General features: G+C 25.5%; 14 protein-coding genes. 4 read left to right on the plus strand and 10 right to left on the minus strand.

Features of this window, described 5'->3' with window-relative positions; translation table 11 throughout:
- Both Q1J78_RS02720 and Q1J78_RS02725 read left to right on the plus strand, forming a co-directional pair.
- The coding region (locus Q1J78_RS02720) for an ABC transporter ATP-binding protein (protein WP_300276241.1) at window positions 1-678 on the plus strand (678 nt) is incomplete at its 5' end.
- 12 nt (window positions 679-690) lie between these two features.
- Window positions 691-3,303, plus strand: coding sequence for an ABC transporter permease (locus Q1J78_RS02725; protein ID WP_300276243.1), 2,613 nt, complete (start codon window positions 691-693; stop codon window positions 3,301-3,303).
- A 94-nt stretch (window positions 3,304-3,397) separates the two neighbouring features.
- Here the strand turns inward: Q1J78_RS02725 and Q1J78_RS02730 are convergent, their stop codons facing one another.
- From Q1J78_RS02730 to aroA, 5 genes are all read right to left on the minus strand, one after another.
- A complete protein-coding gene (locus tag Q1J78_RS02730; protein WP_330683212.1) occupies window positions 3,398-4,654 on the minus strand; it encodes an NAD(P)-dependent oxidoreductase in 1,257 nt (418 codons plus the stop codon).
- A gap of 222 nt (window positions 4,655-4,876) precedes the next feature.
- Window positions 4,877-5,458: a YdcF family protein gene (locus Q1J78_RS02735; protein WP_300276245.1), complete on the minus strand. Its 582-nt coding sequence runs from the start codon at window positions 5,456-5,458 to the stop codon at window positions 4,877-4,879.
- Window positions 5,459-5,669: 211 nt separating this feature from the next.
- A complete protein-coding gene (locus tag Q1J78_RS02740; RefSeq protein ID WP_300276247.1) occupies window positions 5,670-5,942 on the minus strand; it encodes a chorismate mutase in 273 nt (90 codons plus the stop codon).
- Window positions 5,943-5,951: 9 nt separating this feature from the next.
- A complete protein-coding gene (gene aroC, locus Q1J78_RS02745; protein ID WP_300276249.1) occupies window positions 5,952-7,082 on the minus strand; it encodes a chorismate synthase in 1,131 nt (376 codons plus the stop codon).
- Entirely contained in the window at window positions 7,075-8,373 is a 1,299-nt protein-coding gene (gene aroA, locus Q1J78_RS02750; RefSeq protein ID WP_300276251.1) for a 3-phosphoshikimate 1-carboxyvinyltransferase, read from the minus strand. The genes aroC and aroA overlap by 8 nt, the downstream gene beginning before the upstream one ends.
- A gap of 165 nt (window positions 8,374-8,538) precedes the next feature.
- On the opposite strand from aroA, the gene Q1J78_RS02755 reads away from it, so the two are divergent.
- Window positions 8,539-9,258 (plus strand): hypothetical protein, encoded by a 720-nt coding sequence (locus Q1J78_RS02755; protein ID WP_300276253.1) that lies wholly within the window; start codon window positions 8,539-8,541, stop codon window positions 9,256-9,258.
- A 211-nt stretch (window positions 9,259-9,469) separates the two neighbouring features.
- Here the strand turns inward: Q1J78_RS02755 and ftsH are convergent, their stop codons facing one another.
- Window positions 9,470-11,416 carry an ATP-dependent zinc metalloprotease FtsH gene (gene ftsH, locus Q1J78_RS02760; RefSeq protein ID WP_300276255.1) on the minus strand — a complete coding sequence of 649 codons (1,947 nt, stop codon included), beginning with the start codon at window positions 11,414-11,416 and terminating at the stop codon, window positions 9,470-9,472.
- A 445-nt stretch (window positions 11,417-11,861) separates the two neighbouring features.
- Window positions 11,862-12,425 carry a hypothetical protein gene (locus Q1J78_RS02765; protein ID WP_300276257.1) on the minus strand — a complete coding sequence of 188 codons (564 nt, stop codon included), beginning with the start codon at window positions 12,423-12,425 and terminating at the stop codon, window positions 11,862-11,864.
- A 241-nt stretch (window positions 12,426-12,666) separates the two neighbouring features.
- On the opposite strand from Q1J78_RS02765, the gene Q1J78_RS02770 reads away from it, so the two are divergent.
- Window positions 12,667-13,119, plus strand: a complete 453-nt coding sequence (locus Q1J78_RS02770; protein ID WP_300276259.1) for a DUF6173 family protein — start codon at window positions 12,667-12,669, stop codon at window positions 13,117-13,119.
- A 105-nt stretch (window positions 13,120-13,224) separates the two neighbouring features.
- Here the strand turns inward: Q1J78_RS02770 and Q1J78_RS02775 are convergent, their stop codons facing one another.
- From Q1J78_RS02775 to Q1J78_RS02785, 3 genes are all read right to left on the minus strand, one after another.
- A complete protein-coding gene (locus Q1J78_RS02775; protein WP_300276261.1) occupies window positions 13,225-13,902 on the minus strand; it encodes a hypothetical protein in 678 nt (225 codons plus the stop codon).
- Window positions 13,903-14,101: 199 nt separating this feature from the next.
- Window positions 14,102-14,944 carry a 4-hydroxy-3-methylbut-2-enyl diphosphate reductase gene (locus tag Q1J78_RS02780; protein ID WP_300276263.1) on the minus strand — a complete coding sequence of 281 codons (843 nt, stop codon included), beginning with the start codon at window positions 14,942-14,944 and terminating at the stop codon, window positions 14,102-14,104.
- Window positions 14,945-14,985: 41 nt separating this feature from the next.
- A complete protein-coding gene (locus Q1J78_RS02785) occupies window positions 14,986-15,615 on the minus strand; it encodes a lysophospholipid acyltransferase family protein (RefSeq protein WP_300276265.1) in 630 nt (209 codons plus the stop codon).
- Between the last annotated feature and the right edge of the window lie 7 nt (window positions 15,616-15,622).

A 15,622-nucleotide genomic window follows, 5' to 3' on the forward strand; every position in this document is an offset into this window, starting at 1 on the left:
AATTTAAAAAATGTTACAAAATCATATGGTAAGAATACTATTTTAGATAAAGTTAATTTAAATATTGAAAAAGGTGAAATTTGTACAATAGTAGGACCTAGTGGCTCTGGAAAATCTACTCTTTTAAATATTATCGGAGGTCTAGATAATATCGATTCTGGAATTGTAAATGTAAATCATACGGAAATATCATCTTTATCAAATAAAAAACTTTCTAATTATAGAAGGGAATATTTTGGATATGTATTCCAATTTTATAATCTTATTCCTGATTTAACTGTGAAAGAAAATATACAAGTTTGTGAATATTTATCTAAAAATCCATTAGATATAGATGAATTATTAGAAACTTTAGATTTAAAAGAGCATATCAATAAATTTCCACCTCAACTATCTGGTGGACAACAGCAAAGATGTGCTATTGCTCGTGCAATAATAAAAAATCCATCTGTTTTGCTTTGTGATGAACCAACAGGAGCTTTAGATTTTCATTCTTCTAAAGATATTTTATGTTTATTAGAAAAAATAAATAAAAAATATGGAACAACTATAATAATAGTCACTCATAATATAGCCATTCAAAATATGTCATCTCATATTTTAGAAATTAGAGATGCACATATATCAATAGATAGAAAAAATGAAAATATAATTCCAGCAAAAGATATAGAATGGTAAAGGAGGTATATTATGATTCTTAATAAAAGAGTTTTTAGAGAATTAAAGAACAATCCTTTTAAATATTTTGCTCTATTTTTTATAGTTATCCTATCAGTTTCTATGGTTTGTAGCCTAGCTTCATCTACTGACTCAATAGATTATACAACCTCTATTTATCAAAATAGGACTAATGTTGAAGATGGTAACTTTTCACTATATACTCCATTGAATAATAGTCAAGTTGAAAATATAAATGAAAAAGGTTTTGATATAGAAAAGCAATATTATGTAGATATTTCGTTCAATAATGGAGAACTGAGGATATTTTCTTTTAGAAACAAAATAAATAAAATAGAAATCTTAAAAGGTAGAAAATCTATTTCTGATAAAGAAGTAATCATAGAGCAAAAATATGCTGATGAAAATAATTATAAAATAAATGATTCTATTAACATCGCAGGAAAAAATTATACTATCTGTGGTATAGGCTGTGTTCCTGATTATATATATCCTATAAAAAATCTTACAGATTTAGGAACTAATAATAAAAAATTTGGCCTTATTTTTGTATCTGACAATACTTTAAAATCCATTGTAAAAGATAGTGGTGATAGAGAAATTTATCAATATTCTTACAAAAAAATAAACTCTGATGTAAAAGATTCTGAGTTAAAAGATTACTTGATAGATTTAGAGTGTGATAAAGAACTAATTACAGATACTTATCTAAAAAATCTATACAAAGAGGCTGAAGATTTTAAAAATGAAAGAGATGATTCTATATCAACTCTTTTAAATGGAAGCAATAAATTATCTAATGGTCTTGATAGATTACAAAGCGGTGCTAATGAATTAGCAAATAGCCTTGATAGTACGAAAAATGCTATATCTAGTCTTAATATTCCAGAATTAGCTCCATTGATATCGTCTTTAGAAGCTCAAAAATCAGGCAGTCATAATATTGCAAATAGTGCGTACCAATTAAAAAAAGGAAGTAATGAAATATCAAATGGTATAAAAATTATGGGCGATGATATTACTGAAATAACAGATGAATTATATGATATAGATACTATTAATTTATCTTCTTTTATCAAAAAAGATAATAACAAAAGAATAAATGCAGCTTCTGATGATGCTGCTCTAAATAAGACTTGCGGTCTATATGTAGGAATATTTGCATTTGCATTGATAGCTTTCATGTTTTCTGTATTTGCTTCACACAATGTAGATACAAATAGCGAAATAGTAGGAACATTGTATGCTATGGGATATAAAAAGAAAGAACTTGTTAAACATTTTTTAATTTTACCAATTTTGGTAGTTCTTTTGGGCTCTATTATTGGTTTAATTTTTACATATTTTTTAACCAAATTCATAGCAACTGGAAATGTTACTATATATTCATATCCTCCATTAAAAATTGTTATTGATAATTATTTAATTGTATATGGTTTATTTATGCCTAATATTTTTACTATTGTAATAAACTATTTTATATTATCTATAAAATTAAATCAAAAACCTCTAAGTTTATTAAGAAAAGAGAAAAAAGTTAAGAAAAGTTTCAATATATCTTTAAATAAATTTACTTATATGACTTCATATAAGATTAGACAAGTTATTAGAGAATGGAAAACTTTCATTCTTATGTTTATAGGAATGGGACTTTCTATACTTTTAATGGTTTGGGGGCTTTCTATATATGGGGCTGTGACAAAATATACAGATAATATAGAAAAAAATGTTCCAAATAAATATACTTATCTTCTTGCAAATCCATTAGAAGATATCCCTGAAAAAGGAGAAGAAGCTTATATAAAATCTGCTGAAACTAAATTTTATATTACCGATGACTATATGAACGTAACTATTATGGGTGTAAAAGATGATAGTGAATACTTTACTTTCTCTGATAAATTAAAAAATGATAAAAACTATATTGCTATATCTGATTCAGCATCTAAAAAATTTGGCTATAAAAAAGGTGATGTAGTTATACTGCATGATGAATTAGAAGATAAAAATTACTGTGTTACTATTTCTGATATTGTTCCTTATTCAAATGGATTATATTTCTTTATGAATGTCGATGCTATGAGAAAATTAAGTAATGTTCCAGATGATTATTACAATACCATAATTTCAAATAATAAACTCGATATAGATGAAAATATGCTTTTATCACTTGTTTCTACAAAAGAATTGTCAGACGTTGGAAATAAGATGTTGGATATTATGATGAATATGCTTATTTTAATGATTGTTATATCTGTCATATTATTCTGTTGTGTAATGTATTTACTTATGAAAATCATCATTGATAGATCTTCTTTTAGTATTTCTCTATTGAAAATATTCGGATATAATGATTCAGAAGTCAAAAAGCTATATCTAAATAGCACATTTATAATTATTTTGATGAGTATTTTTATAAGTGTACCAATTTCAAAATTAATTGTAGATTTTATTTTCCCAGCTACTGTATCAGATATTGAATCTTATATGGGTGGATATCTATCTCCTTGTATGTATGGATTTATTATAGGTCTGATATTATTGAGTTATTTTGTAGTATATATTCTTTTATATAGAAAAATTTCTAAAATATCTTATACAGAAATATTGAAAAAAAGAGACTAATTTGAATAAAATCTATTTATAGATAAATTCTTCAAATTATAAATAAATTCTTCAAACAAAAAAGGACTATATACATAGTCCTTTTTTTATAAAATTATTTATTTCTTTTTTCAGTTAGATATTTATCTATAGATTCAGCTGCTTTTTTAGAGTTTACAACTGCTTCTATTACCGTACTTGGTCCAGAAGTAACATCTCCTCCTGAGAATACTCCTTCTTTAGTAGTTTCGCCGTATTCATCAGTTACTAAAAGACCCCATTTATTAACTTCTAATTCTGGATTGTTTTTAACGATTGTATTTCTAGCAGTCTGGCTAACAGCTATTAATATAGAATCACATTCATATAATTTTTCGCTTCCTTCTATCATAACAACAGACTCTCTACCGTTTTCATCTTTAACTCTTTGAGTGTCAGCAAGTACTACTCCTTCTTCTGTTATTTCTATAGGAGCTTTATATGTATCAAACACTACTCCATCTTCTTTAGTTTCTTCTATTTCTGCTTTACAAGCTTTCATATCACAGAAGTCTTTTCTATATGCTATTACAACTTCTTCTGCTCCATAATGTTTAGCACTTCTAGCTGCGTCCATTGCAACATTACCAGCACCTATAACTATAACTTTTTTACCTAAATTATATCTTTTTGGTGATCTTAAGTAGTTTATAGCGTATAATGAATTTCCTAAAGTTTCACCTTTTATATCTAATCTCTTTGGACTCCAAGTTCCTGTTCCTATAAACACAGCATCATATCCATCATAGAATAATTTATCTAAAGTTATAACCTGACCAATAGCAGTGTTTGTTTTAAATGTAACTCCTGCTTCTTCTAATATTCTTATCATATCTTTTACTATTTCTCTTGGTAATCTAAAATCAGGTATACCGTATCTTAATATACCACCAACTCTACCATTTTTTTCAAAAACAGTAACTTTATAACCTTTTTTAACTAATTCAGTAGCTATTGTTAAACCAGCTGGTCCTGAACCAACTACTGCAACTCTTTGATTTTTAGGTTCTTCTTTTATAGTTATTTTTCCTGTTTTTAAAAATTCTCTAGATATATATTCTTCTATTTTATAAAATTCAACTGGATCTTTTTTTATTCCTTTTATACAATGACCAAAACACTGATCTTCGTGTGGACAGACCATTGCGCATATTGCTGACATTGGGTTATTTTCGAATAATATTTCTCCTGCTTCTTCCATTTTTCCTTCTTTAAATAGATTTATTATGCCTGGTATATCTGTATGAACTGGACAGTTTGTTCTACAACTTGGTTTTTTGCATAATAAACATTCGTTTGCTTCATTTTTTAAAAGTTCTTTCATTTCAAACATGTAATCTCTCCTTCACTCATCTTAATCATACATTATTTAAATTATCATATTTTGAGCAAAGTTTCAAACATTATTTTTTGTTATTTGTTAAAATTTTATAAATAAAAAATTGCAATTATTTTTTTAAAATATACATTTTTAAAAATAACTTCAATATATATTATTTCTAAATTAAAAAGATAGTTATTAGCATTAATAAATAAAGAAATAATTCCAAAAAATTTATATAAAATTAATTATAAACATTTTTATAATCGCAAAAAATTCTCTTACATATAAAACAGGTACTAAGTACCACTTAGTTTTTTCAGTATAGAAATTTAATTTACGATACCCTATATTTTTTGCATACTTACTACTTCTAAAAGCATGAAAATCAGTTGTAACTACTTTTATATTTAAATTTGATATTTCCTTTTTACTATCTTTTTCTATTTTTTCCTTTGAAAATTTAAAATTCTCATTTGTATTAACTGACTTATCCTCTTTTATTATTCTATTTGAATTTAATCCCTTTTTCACAAGATACCTTTTCATCGCTTCTGCTTCTGAAATATTTTCATCATCTCCTTTTCCACCGGAAACAATTACTTTACAATTACTATTATTATTTTTTTCTATATACTCTAAGGTCTTATCAAGTCTACCTTTTAATGTAAGTCCAACCTCATTTCCAATTACTCTAGCACCCAAAACAATTACATAATCACAATTTTCTATATTGTTTTTAGGAAAAGATATTATCATACTTTCCACAATAATAAATATAGATATTATTATCACTATAAATCCTTTAATAAACATATATAGACCTCTACATTTTTTTATTTTATTTCTAGATAAATGGTAAATTAAACATATGCTTCCTAATATAAAAAAGAAACCGCTAAAAGCTACACCATTCATAAGGAAAAACAATACTATAAAATATATATAAAAAATAATCGCTAAAATTAAGCTTATACTCATATCAATGCCTCTTTATAAAATGAATTTTTTAATTTTCAAATCATTATTATAAATTCAATTTTTCGTTTTGTTTATTTTTACTTAACTTCATGATAAGTTTGAATACCTCTTTTATATCATCAGAATATTCTTTATTATTTAAATTATTAATAGCTTTATCAAGTACTATATTTTCTCTATCAACTTGTAAAATTTCCATATTATTTTCTTTTTTATAATTAGCAACTTTTAATACAGTTTCCATTCTTTTTTCAAATAATTTTACTATTTTTTCATCTATTTCATCTATTTCTAATCTATATTCATCTAATTTATTCATAATTTTCTCCTATTTATCATAAATTATATCTAAAATTGCAATTGCCACAGCATTTTCTACCACACTTACTGCTCTTTGAACTATACAAGGGTCATGTCTTCCTTTTATCTCTATTTCTGTATTTTTAATATTTTCCCTATTAGAAACTATATTTATATTATCTTCTAACTCTCTAATTTTTGATATATTTATTGTATTTTGTTTTTTAGCTATTGATGGTGTTGGCTTTATCGCCACAGTAAATACTATCGGCATACCGTTTGTTATTCCACCAATAACTCCACCATTGTTATTTGTTTTGGATTTAATATTATATTCATCATCAATAAATAATTCATCGTTGGATTCTGAACCATACATAGAAGATATATTAAATCCACTTCCAAATTCAATTCCTTTTACAGCAGGAATAGAAAACATCATACTAGATATAGTTGATTCAATAGTATCAAATATAGGACTTCCAAATCCAGCATCTATCCCTACTACAGCACATTCTATTTTTCCCCCAACTGAATCTAAATTTTCTCTAGCATCTAATATTTCTTTTTTCATTTTACTTTCTACACATTTGTTTATAACAGGAAAATTCATTTCTGATAATTCTTGTATTGTATTATCGCTTATATTTACATAATCAAATTTATCGTCATCTATATCTTTTATTGATTTTATATGGGATACAATTTTTATTCCGTTTTTTTCAAGTATTTGTCTACATATTGCACCTGCAAATACTATTGGTGCAGTAAGTCTTCCTGAAAAATGTCCTCCTCCTCTGTAGTCATTATATCCTTTATATTTAATAAACCCTGTATAATCAGCATGTCCTGGTCTAAAATTATCTTTTATTTGTGTATAGTCAACTGACTTTTTATCTTTATTTTTTATAACTGCACATAGGGGTGTTCCTGTTGTTTTACCTTCAAAAAAACCACTTACTATTTCTGGAATATCCTCTTCTTTTCTAGATGTCGATAATTTATTTTGACCTGGTTTTCTTCTATCCATCTGCTTTTTAATTTTATCAAAATCTATCTCAAATCCAGATTCAATTCCATCTATTACAACACCTATTTCTTTACCATGAGATTCGCCAAATATAGAAATTTTTATATTTTTTCCCCACATACTACTCAACTATATCATCTCCCAATATCTTATATTCTCCACCTAGTTTTTTAAAATCTTCAAAAAATCTTGGATATGATTTTGAAATACATTCAGCATCTTTTATAATTATTTCTTTTTCACAAATAGTCGATGCTATTGATAACATCATACATATTCTATGATCTTTATGGCTCCAAACAGTAGAATCTCCTTTTAATTTTTTATTACCGTTTCCATTAATTATAATCGAGTCTTCTTTTTCTATTATATTGCATCCTAGTTTTGATAGTTCTTCGCTAATTGCGTGAAGTCTATCACACTCTTTTATTCTCAACCTTTTTGCATTTATTATTTCTGTATTACCATTTGCAAATGCAGCACATACGGAAAAAATTGGAATTATATCTGGACAATCTGATGCATCTATTTTAGTATTTTTTAAATTATCTGTTATAATTTTTATATTTTTATTTTTATCAAATAATTTTTTACAATTCATTCTTTCCAAAATATCTATGCCAACTTTATCTCCTTGAACTGAATTTTCATTAAGACCTTTTATATTTATATCATTTCCTATAGCATCTGCACATAAGAAAAATGCTCCTTGAGAAAAATCGCTCTCTACTGTATATTCTATGTTATTATATTTTTGTTTTCCAATTATTATAAATTCACGATAATTATTATTTTCTATTTTTATTCCAAAATCTCTTAAACATTCTAATGTTATATCAATATAACTTTTAGATTCTATTTTATTTATAATTTTTATAACAGAATCTTCTTCTAAAAGTGAAAGTGCAAACATCATTCCTGTAATAAATTGAGAACTTACATTTCCAGGTATTTCATATATACCTGATTTTAGTTTCCCATTTATGAAAAGACTATTTCTTTCTTTTTCAAAGTATATATTATTTTTTCTAAATATATCATAATAAATATCAAGAGGTCTTTTCCCTAAATTCCCACTCATTTTAAACTTACATTTAATACCAAGTGCTGCTACAATAGGAATTAAAAATCTAAGTGTAGATCCTGATTCATTACAATCTATGTTGCACATTTCTGTATTATTATATGTTTTTATATTTATTCCTTCTATCTCTATCTTATTTTTATCTAATTTATATTTTATACCTATTTTTTCTAATCCATATAATGTTGCTTTTATATCATCAGATAATTCTATATTATTTATTGTATTTTTCCCTTCTGCAAGCGATGAACATATAAGTGCTCTATGTGCAAAACTTTTTGAAGGTGGAACAATAATATCTCCAGATAATTTTTTTGGATATATTTTTAAATTCACTTAAATCACCTCTATTAAATTATACCATACACTAACTTTTAGCCAAAATACCTTATTAATTTATTTTTATTATCAACATATATTAAATAAGTTTTTTTATTTATTCTCTAAAATGTAGTATAATAATATATAAATTTATATTAATAACTTTAAGGAGGTATATATATGCTTACTCAAAACGAGAAAAATATTCTTTCATTTATAAAACCATATGCCTTAGAGGATAGAAAGGTATTAATGAAAGATGATTTTATAGATGAAAAGATTAAAAATATGACTCTTGAAGAAATTAGAGAAACTTTAGTTGCTTTAAGTGAAAAAAGATATTTAAATGCAAAAGTATTTATAAGCGATACTGTTATGGTTATGGAAGTTCTTCAAAAAGGTCTAGAATTTGATAAACCATCTGATGAGATAAATTCTGTTCCTTCATTTTCTTTTAAAAGAGGTTCTTTTATACCTGATTCAATAGAAGATGATTCATGCTTTAAAAGAGATTTTGATAATAAAATTGATGAATCTTCAAAATATAAATTTGAAAAAAATTATGAAAACTACAATATAGATAAAAAAGAGAATAATGATAAAATATGTAATAAAAATATTTCTTCTGAAGATATAGTAGATAGTTCTTCATATTATATAAATAACAATACTGATTATTTAGATATAAAAAAGATGATTTTTGCAGATGATAGAATTGCTGAACAAGACCAAAATACTTTATTGAAGTTAATAACTCTTATTGAAACAATGACAGATAGCAATGTTCCTATGCCAAAAGGAGCTTTTTTAGAATATAAAGATGTTATTGTAAAATATAACTGGATTTCTGATGTTATAGGAAGAACTATTGTAAATAAATTTCTTATAGAAAAATATTAAACTTGCAATAAAATATTAAAGTTTCAATGAAATATTCTTAAAACTTATTTTTATATACACAAAAGGCCTTATCTAAATTAGATAAAGCCTTTTTATTTATATATTGTATTTAAATTATATATTTTTATTAAAAATAATTTTCTCTTTAATATTAATATCTAAACTATTAAAGTTAACATTAATATTTAAATTATTAAAGATTTGTTATATTTTATTCTTCTGTTTCCGATGTTTCTGAATCTGATTTTACTTCAGTTTCTATTTCTATATCTTCTTTTATATTTTCAGAGTTTAAATCTTTTTCTTGATTATCAGATGAATTTTTATCTATCTCTTCATCATTATCTTTTCCATTTAATATATTCATAAACTCTTCACCTGTTATAGTTTCTTTTTCAAGAAGATATTCAGCTAGCTCATGTAGTTTGTCTATATTTTCTTCAAGTATCTGAGTTGCTTTTTTATGACAATTACTAACAAGTTCAATTACTTCTTTATCTATTTTTGAAGATGTTTCATCTGAGCATGCTAAAGAAGTATCTCCACCTAAATACTGGTTATTTAAAGTTTCTAAAGCTACCATTCCAAATTCATCACTCATACCAAATCTTGTAATCATCGCTCTAGCTATTCTTGTAGCTTGTTCAATATCATTTGATGCACCTGATGTACACATATTGAATATTACTTCCTCTGCTGCACGTCCACCTGTAAATGTAGTTATTTTATCTATAGCTTCTTCCTTAGACATTAAAACTTTTTCGCCTTCTTCAACCTGCATTGTATACCCAAGTGCACCAGAAGTTCTAGGTACTATAGTTATTTTATGTACTGGAGCAGAATGTTTATTTATCGCAGCTACTAGTGCATGTCCTATTTCATGATAAGCTATTATTTTCTTTTCTTTAGGACTAATTACAGCACCTTTTCTTTGATAACCTGCTATTATTGTTTCAACTGCTTCTTCTAAATCCATTTGTTCAACTAATTTTCTTCCATCTCTTACAGCTCTAAGTGCAGCTTCATTTACTATATTTGCCAACTCTGCACCTGATGCACCTGATGTAGCTCTTGCAATTTCATTAAAATCTATTTCCTCATTATATTTAACTGATTTTGCATGAACTTTTAATATAGCTTCTCTACCTTTTAAATCTGGTAATTCTACTGGAACTCTTCTATCAAATCTACCTGGTCTTAAAAGAGCTTTATCAAGACTTTCTGGTCTATTAGTAGCTGCTAATATTACAACTCCTACTCCACCATCAAATCCATCCATCTCACTTAGCAACTGGTTAAGTGTTTGTTCTCTTTCATCATTTCCACCCATACCATTTGCTCCATCTCTTTTTTTACCAATAGCATCTATTTCATCTATAAAGACTATGCAAGGAGCTTTTTCTTTAGCTTGTTTAAATAAATCTCTTACTCTAGCAGCTCCCATACCAACAAACATTTCTATAAATTCAGAGCCTGAAATTGAAAAGAACGGAACTCCTGCTTCACCTGCAACAGCTTTTGCTAAAAGTGTTTTACCTGTTCCTGGAGGCCCTACTAAAAGAGCTCCTTTTGGCATTTGAGCACCTATTTCTCTATATTTTTCAGGATTATGAAGAAAATCTACTATTTCGGTTAAAGCTTCCTTTGCTTCATCTTGTCCTGCTACATCCGAAAATCTTTTTCCACTTTGTGCAGGTACATATACTTTTGCATTTGATTTACCAAACTGCATAGAATTTCCACCCATTCTTTTAGAAAGATTTCTCATCATAAGATTACCTATAACTCCTAAAATGACAAATGGTAATATCCATGTAAGTAAAAAGTTTACAAGAGGAGATGTTTCTTTTGGAATTTCTTTACTAAAAGAAACTTTCTTGTCATTAAGTTTTGTAATAATATTTGGGTCTTGCATATTACCTGTTACATATATATTCCTATCAGTTTTCTTTTTAGGAATGATTGCTATTTTATCATTATCTAATTCCACTGATTTTATCTCTTCTTTTTGTAACATTTGCTCAAATTTGCTATAACTTATTTGCACTGTCTTTCTTTCCATCATACTTGGAAATACAAGTATATTTAATAACATTACAAAAATCATCATCATAGCATAGTAGTATAAAATCGACTTTTTCGGTTTTTTTGGATTCATCTAACTTTTATTGTCAAAAATCTATAAATATCTATAAATTATATTTAATCACATACTTATTAAATTCAATTTTGAATAATATAAATAGTAATCTATTTAATTTATTTACTCTTTAATAATTTAAATTTAGATATATTATCTTTATTTTTAAATTCTATAATATTTTTAGTTTTGACATACTCCTTTCTTTATTTATTCTTTTAATATTTTCTACTAACTTATCTTTATAATCTTATATAATATTTTTAAATATTAGTTTTTCAATACTATATTTATTTTATACAAATAGATTGAAATAATAAGTTTAAAATCGCTATTTTAAATCATATTATCATTAAATCCTTAAAATAAACTTAATCAAAAGATATTATACCATATAAGTTTGATTATATACAAAAAAGCTTAGCAAGTATTACTAAGCCTTTTTAAAATTTAATCATTAAATCTATATTTTTTCTTTTTCTAATTCTAATCTCATATTTTTCATTTCAGAGGCATCAAATTTTCTCCAAGCATAAGATTCTGGATTTATTCCATTTTCTAATCCTAGCCTTACCTGCTCCATCTGATTTGCAAAAAGTTTTCTTTCAGTGTATTTTGATATGTCGACACCATTTTCTAAGCCTTTTCTTATTTGCTCCATAACAGATGTATAACAAGTATTTTTTGCATATTTAGAAACATCAACACCACTTTCTAAACCCATTCTTATCTGTTCCATCTGGCTCCAAATAAAAATATCATCTGCATATATTGAAACGTCTAGATTTCTTTCTAATCCCTTTCTTATTTCGTACATTTGATTTGCATCTAATTTATGATTCGTATAATATGATATATCAAGACCTTCTTTTATTCCCATTCTTATTTCATACATTTGATCAAATTTATACTCACATTTTGCATAAATATCAACATCTAAACCTTCTTTCAATCCTAAATCTATCTGATAAAGTTGATCGCCATTAAATATATTTAATTTATAATAATCTTCTATATTTTTTGCCATAATCTACACCTCTTCATACACATTATATTCTATACAAAATTTATTATATCATATATTAATTATCTTTTTACAAAGTTTTTCTTATATATTCATATATATTGCTAATACTTATTTAGATAGGTATTTTATTATTATTTTATTAAAAATATTTTGTTGTTATCTCTTATAACTACATTGAAAAAGTTTTCAAATAATATTATAATTAATTTAAATAAAAATATTTTGAAGGGCAGTGATTTTTATGCGTAAAAATGATTCTAATGTTATTACAGATACTTTAACAGGTAAGATAAAAAAATCTGTATCTTCAAGAGATTATGAACTTGCAGATTATCAATACCAAAGAATAATGGAAAGTATTTATGATTTTGAGCAATATTTAGATAAAGATAAGGAAATAGCTCTTTACTTAACTAATTTTGGAGAAAGTGTACTTATGCATATAACAGATATTGGGTACAGTAATCCATCTTTAATCCATTACTTTGGCTATGTAAATGGAAATTATGCAGAATTAATTCAACATGTTTCTCAAATCAATTTTTTAATTACTTCTGCACCAAAATTAGATGATGATAAACCTGCTAGAAGAATAGGATTTAAAAATAATGTAGCAGAAGAATTTATCGAGCCTTCTAAAGAAGACCTTGAAGATTATGAGGAATTTATTAAAGAAAATAGAACTAACTTTTAAATAAATAAAAAAGAGATGTATGAGTTTAATTCATACATCTCTTTTTTATTCATTACTATAATATCTTTATTAAATATAGTATCTTTATTTAATTTTTGATATAAATTACTGGTTATTTAATTCTTCTTTTGAATTTTTTAAAGCATTATATCCCATAAATACAATCCAAACATAAGCTAATGTTTTAGGCATCATTAAAGCTCCAACTGCTGGTATTATATGAGCATATAGCACTACTGGTATATAAAATCCAAAACTTAATGTTATAGCTAACCACATATATCTAAAACTTGAATCTTTATTTTCCTTTGCTTTTTTATAGAAAATTATAATTATTAATAATCCCATTATTACAAATGGTATATTTCTGTATATTCCCCATATATGTGGTGGATTTGCTGCAAACCAATCATTTTGTGGTAATAAGCAAAGTATTATTCTTACTATAGCTAATAAATATATTACTGTTTTTAGAGTTTTGTCGTTTTTTATATCATATCTCATTTCCCATATATTATATAAGATAACATAAAAAATAGTCATTGTTATTGATGCTACCATTTCTCCAAAACCTAATGCAGCAGGGTCATTATTTATACCTACTGTCCATAATGAGTATACTCTCGGTACTAAGTGGAAGGCATCTCCACATCCCAATACAATTGCCATTATACCAAATAATTTTAAATGGCTTCCTTTTTTTGATGATTTGATAATTTTAATTCCCACTGTAATAATGGTTATTAAATAACAAATATCAAAGATAGTTTCAAAAATTTTCATATCTATCCCCCCTATATTTTTAACTATATTATACCATAAATTATTTTAGATTAAAAATAATTATTAATCTAAATTATTTTTAAAGTGAAATATTCTGGTTAGATTACTATCTTCCTAATAAAAAAACAGCATAATAAATACTATTTATCTTAGAATTTATTATACTGTTAAATTTATTAGTTTTATAAAATTTTATATTCTATATGCTTTCTAAAAAAGAGATTATATCTTCTATAATCCAATCTGGTGTTGATGCCCCTGCTGTTATTCCTATATTTTCAAATTTTTTAATTTCTTCTACATTTAAATCTTCTTTTACTTCTATAGAAAATGTTGGACATATTTCTTTACAAATACCAACTAGTTTTTGAGTATTAGAACTATGCTTACCGCCTATTACAACCATACAATCCATTTCTTTTGCTAAATCTCTAGCTGCTTCTTGTCTTGCTTTTGTTGAAGAACATATTGTATTATGGAAAAATATTTTATCTGATTTTGATTTTAAGATTTCAACTATTCTTCCATATACTTCTAAATTCATAGTCGTCTGTGCTACAACACAGTATTCATTTTCAGCGTCTAAATTTAAGTTTTTTGCTTCTTCTTCTGTTTTTATTATTATAGAAGTGTTTTTACACCAACCATTTATTCCAATTACTTCTGGATGATTCTTATCACCTATTAAAATTATTATTTTACCTTCATTATAATTTTTTTGAACTATATCATGTATTTTTTTTACAAAAGGACAAGTTGTATCTATTACCTCTAAACTTTTTTCTTCTGCTCTTTCATATATACTTTTTGATACACCGTGAGATCTTATTATCATTCTTACATCATTTGGAACTTCTTCTATATCATTTGATGTTATTAATCCTCTTTGTTCATATTTTTCAACTGCTTGTTTATTGTGTATAAGAGGTCCTAAAGCATACAATTTTTTTTCATCTTCTTCACAAAGTTCTTTCCAAGCAAGACCCATTGCTCTTTTTACACCAAAGCAAAATCCTGCTTTTTCAGAAATTTTTAAATTCATATTACTCCTCCTTATATATTTACATTCTACTCTTTATATATTTATTTATATTCTATTCCTTCAATATCAACTATTCCATCTGATTGTTCACAATAATTTTTAATTATAACTTGCATAACGTCCTTTGATATTTTTTCATAATCATCATTTGTAAGTTTCATTTTGAAATATTCGTCCATTTTTATAGGTTTGTCTATATATATTTTTACCTTACTAAATAATTTGTATGTTGATATTACAGATATTGGTACTACATCAGCTTTTCCTTTAGTTGCAAATAATGCTAATCCTGCTTTTGCATCTCCAAATTGTTTACCTTTAACTCTTGTCCCTTCTGGGAAAAGTCCTAGTATATACCCACTTTTTATAGCTCTTAAGATATGTTTTACCGTTGAGATTCCTGTATTTTCTCTATCTATAGGTATTACATTTAATTTTTTTAATATAAATCCTAAGAATTTATTTTCAAACAATTCCTTCTTAGCAATCGCTGCTACCTCTCTTGTTGTTATAGCAGATGCTACAAATATTGGGTCTAAGTTAGATTTATGATTAGCAGCTATTATAATATTACCTTCTTTAGGTATATTTTCTAACCCTATTACTTCATATCTAAAAAATACTTTACAAAAAACTCTAAGTACTTTTATAGCAAAATCATAGAATTTCATTATTTAT

The organism is Peptacetobacter sp., from assembly GCF_029264495.1.
GTDB lineage: Bacteria > Bacillota > Clostridia > Peptostreptococcales > Peptostreptococcaceae > Peptacetobacter.

Excerpts from the sequence above, each read along its gene's own strand:
- Q1J78_RS02725 (WP_300276243.1), top strand. The coding sequence starts at position 691 with ATGATTCTTAATAAAAGAGTTTTTAGAGAATTAAAGAACAATCCTTTT.
- Q1J78_RS02730 (WP_330683212.1), bottom strand. The coding sequence starts at position 4,654 with ATGTTTGAAATGAAAGAACTTTTAAAAAATGAAGCAAACGAATGTTTA.
- Q1J78_RS02735 (WP_300276245.1), bottom strand. The coding sequence starts at position 5,458 with ATGTTTATTAAAGGATTTATAGTGATAATAATATCTATATTTATTATT.
- Q1J78_RS02740 (WP_300276247.1), bottom strand. The coding sequence starts at position 5,942 with ATGAATAAATTAGATGAATATAGATTAGAAATAGATGAAATAGATGAA.
- Q1J78_RS02755 (WP_300276253.1), top strand. The coding sequence starts at position 8,539 with ATGCTTACTCAAAACGAGAAAAATATTCTTTCATTTATAAAACCATAT.
- ftsH (WP_300276255.1), bottom strand. The coding sequence starts at position 11,416 with ATGAATCCAAAAAAACCGAAAAAGTCGATTTTATACTACTATGCTATG.
- Q1J78_RS02765 (WP_300276257.1), bottom strand. The coding sequence starts at position 12,425 with ATGGCAAAAAATATAGAAGATTATTATAAATTAAATATATTTAATGGC.
- Q1J78_RS02770 (WP_300276259.1), top strand. The coding sequence starts at position 12,667 with ATGCGTAAAAATGATTCTAATGTTATTACAGATACTTTAACAGGTAAG.
- Q1J78_RS02775 (WP_300276261.1), bottom strand. The coding sequence starts at position 13,902 with ATGAAAATTTTTGAAACTATCTTTGATATTTGTTATTTAATAACCATT.
- Q1J78_RS02780 (WP_300276263.1), bottom strand. The coding sequence starts at position 14,944 with ATGAATTTAAAAATTTCTGAAAAAGCAGGATTTTGCTTTGGTGTAAAA.
- Q1J78_RS02785 (WP_300276265.1), bottom strand. The coding sequence starts at position 15,615 with ATGAAATTCTATGATTTTGCTATAAAAGTACTTAGAGTTTTTTGTAAA.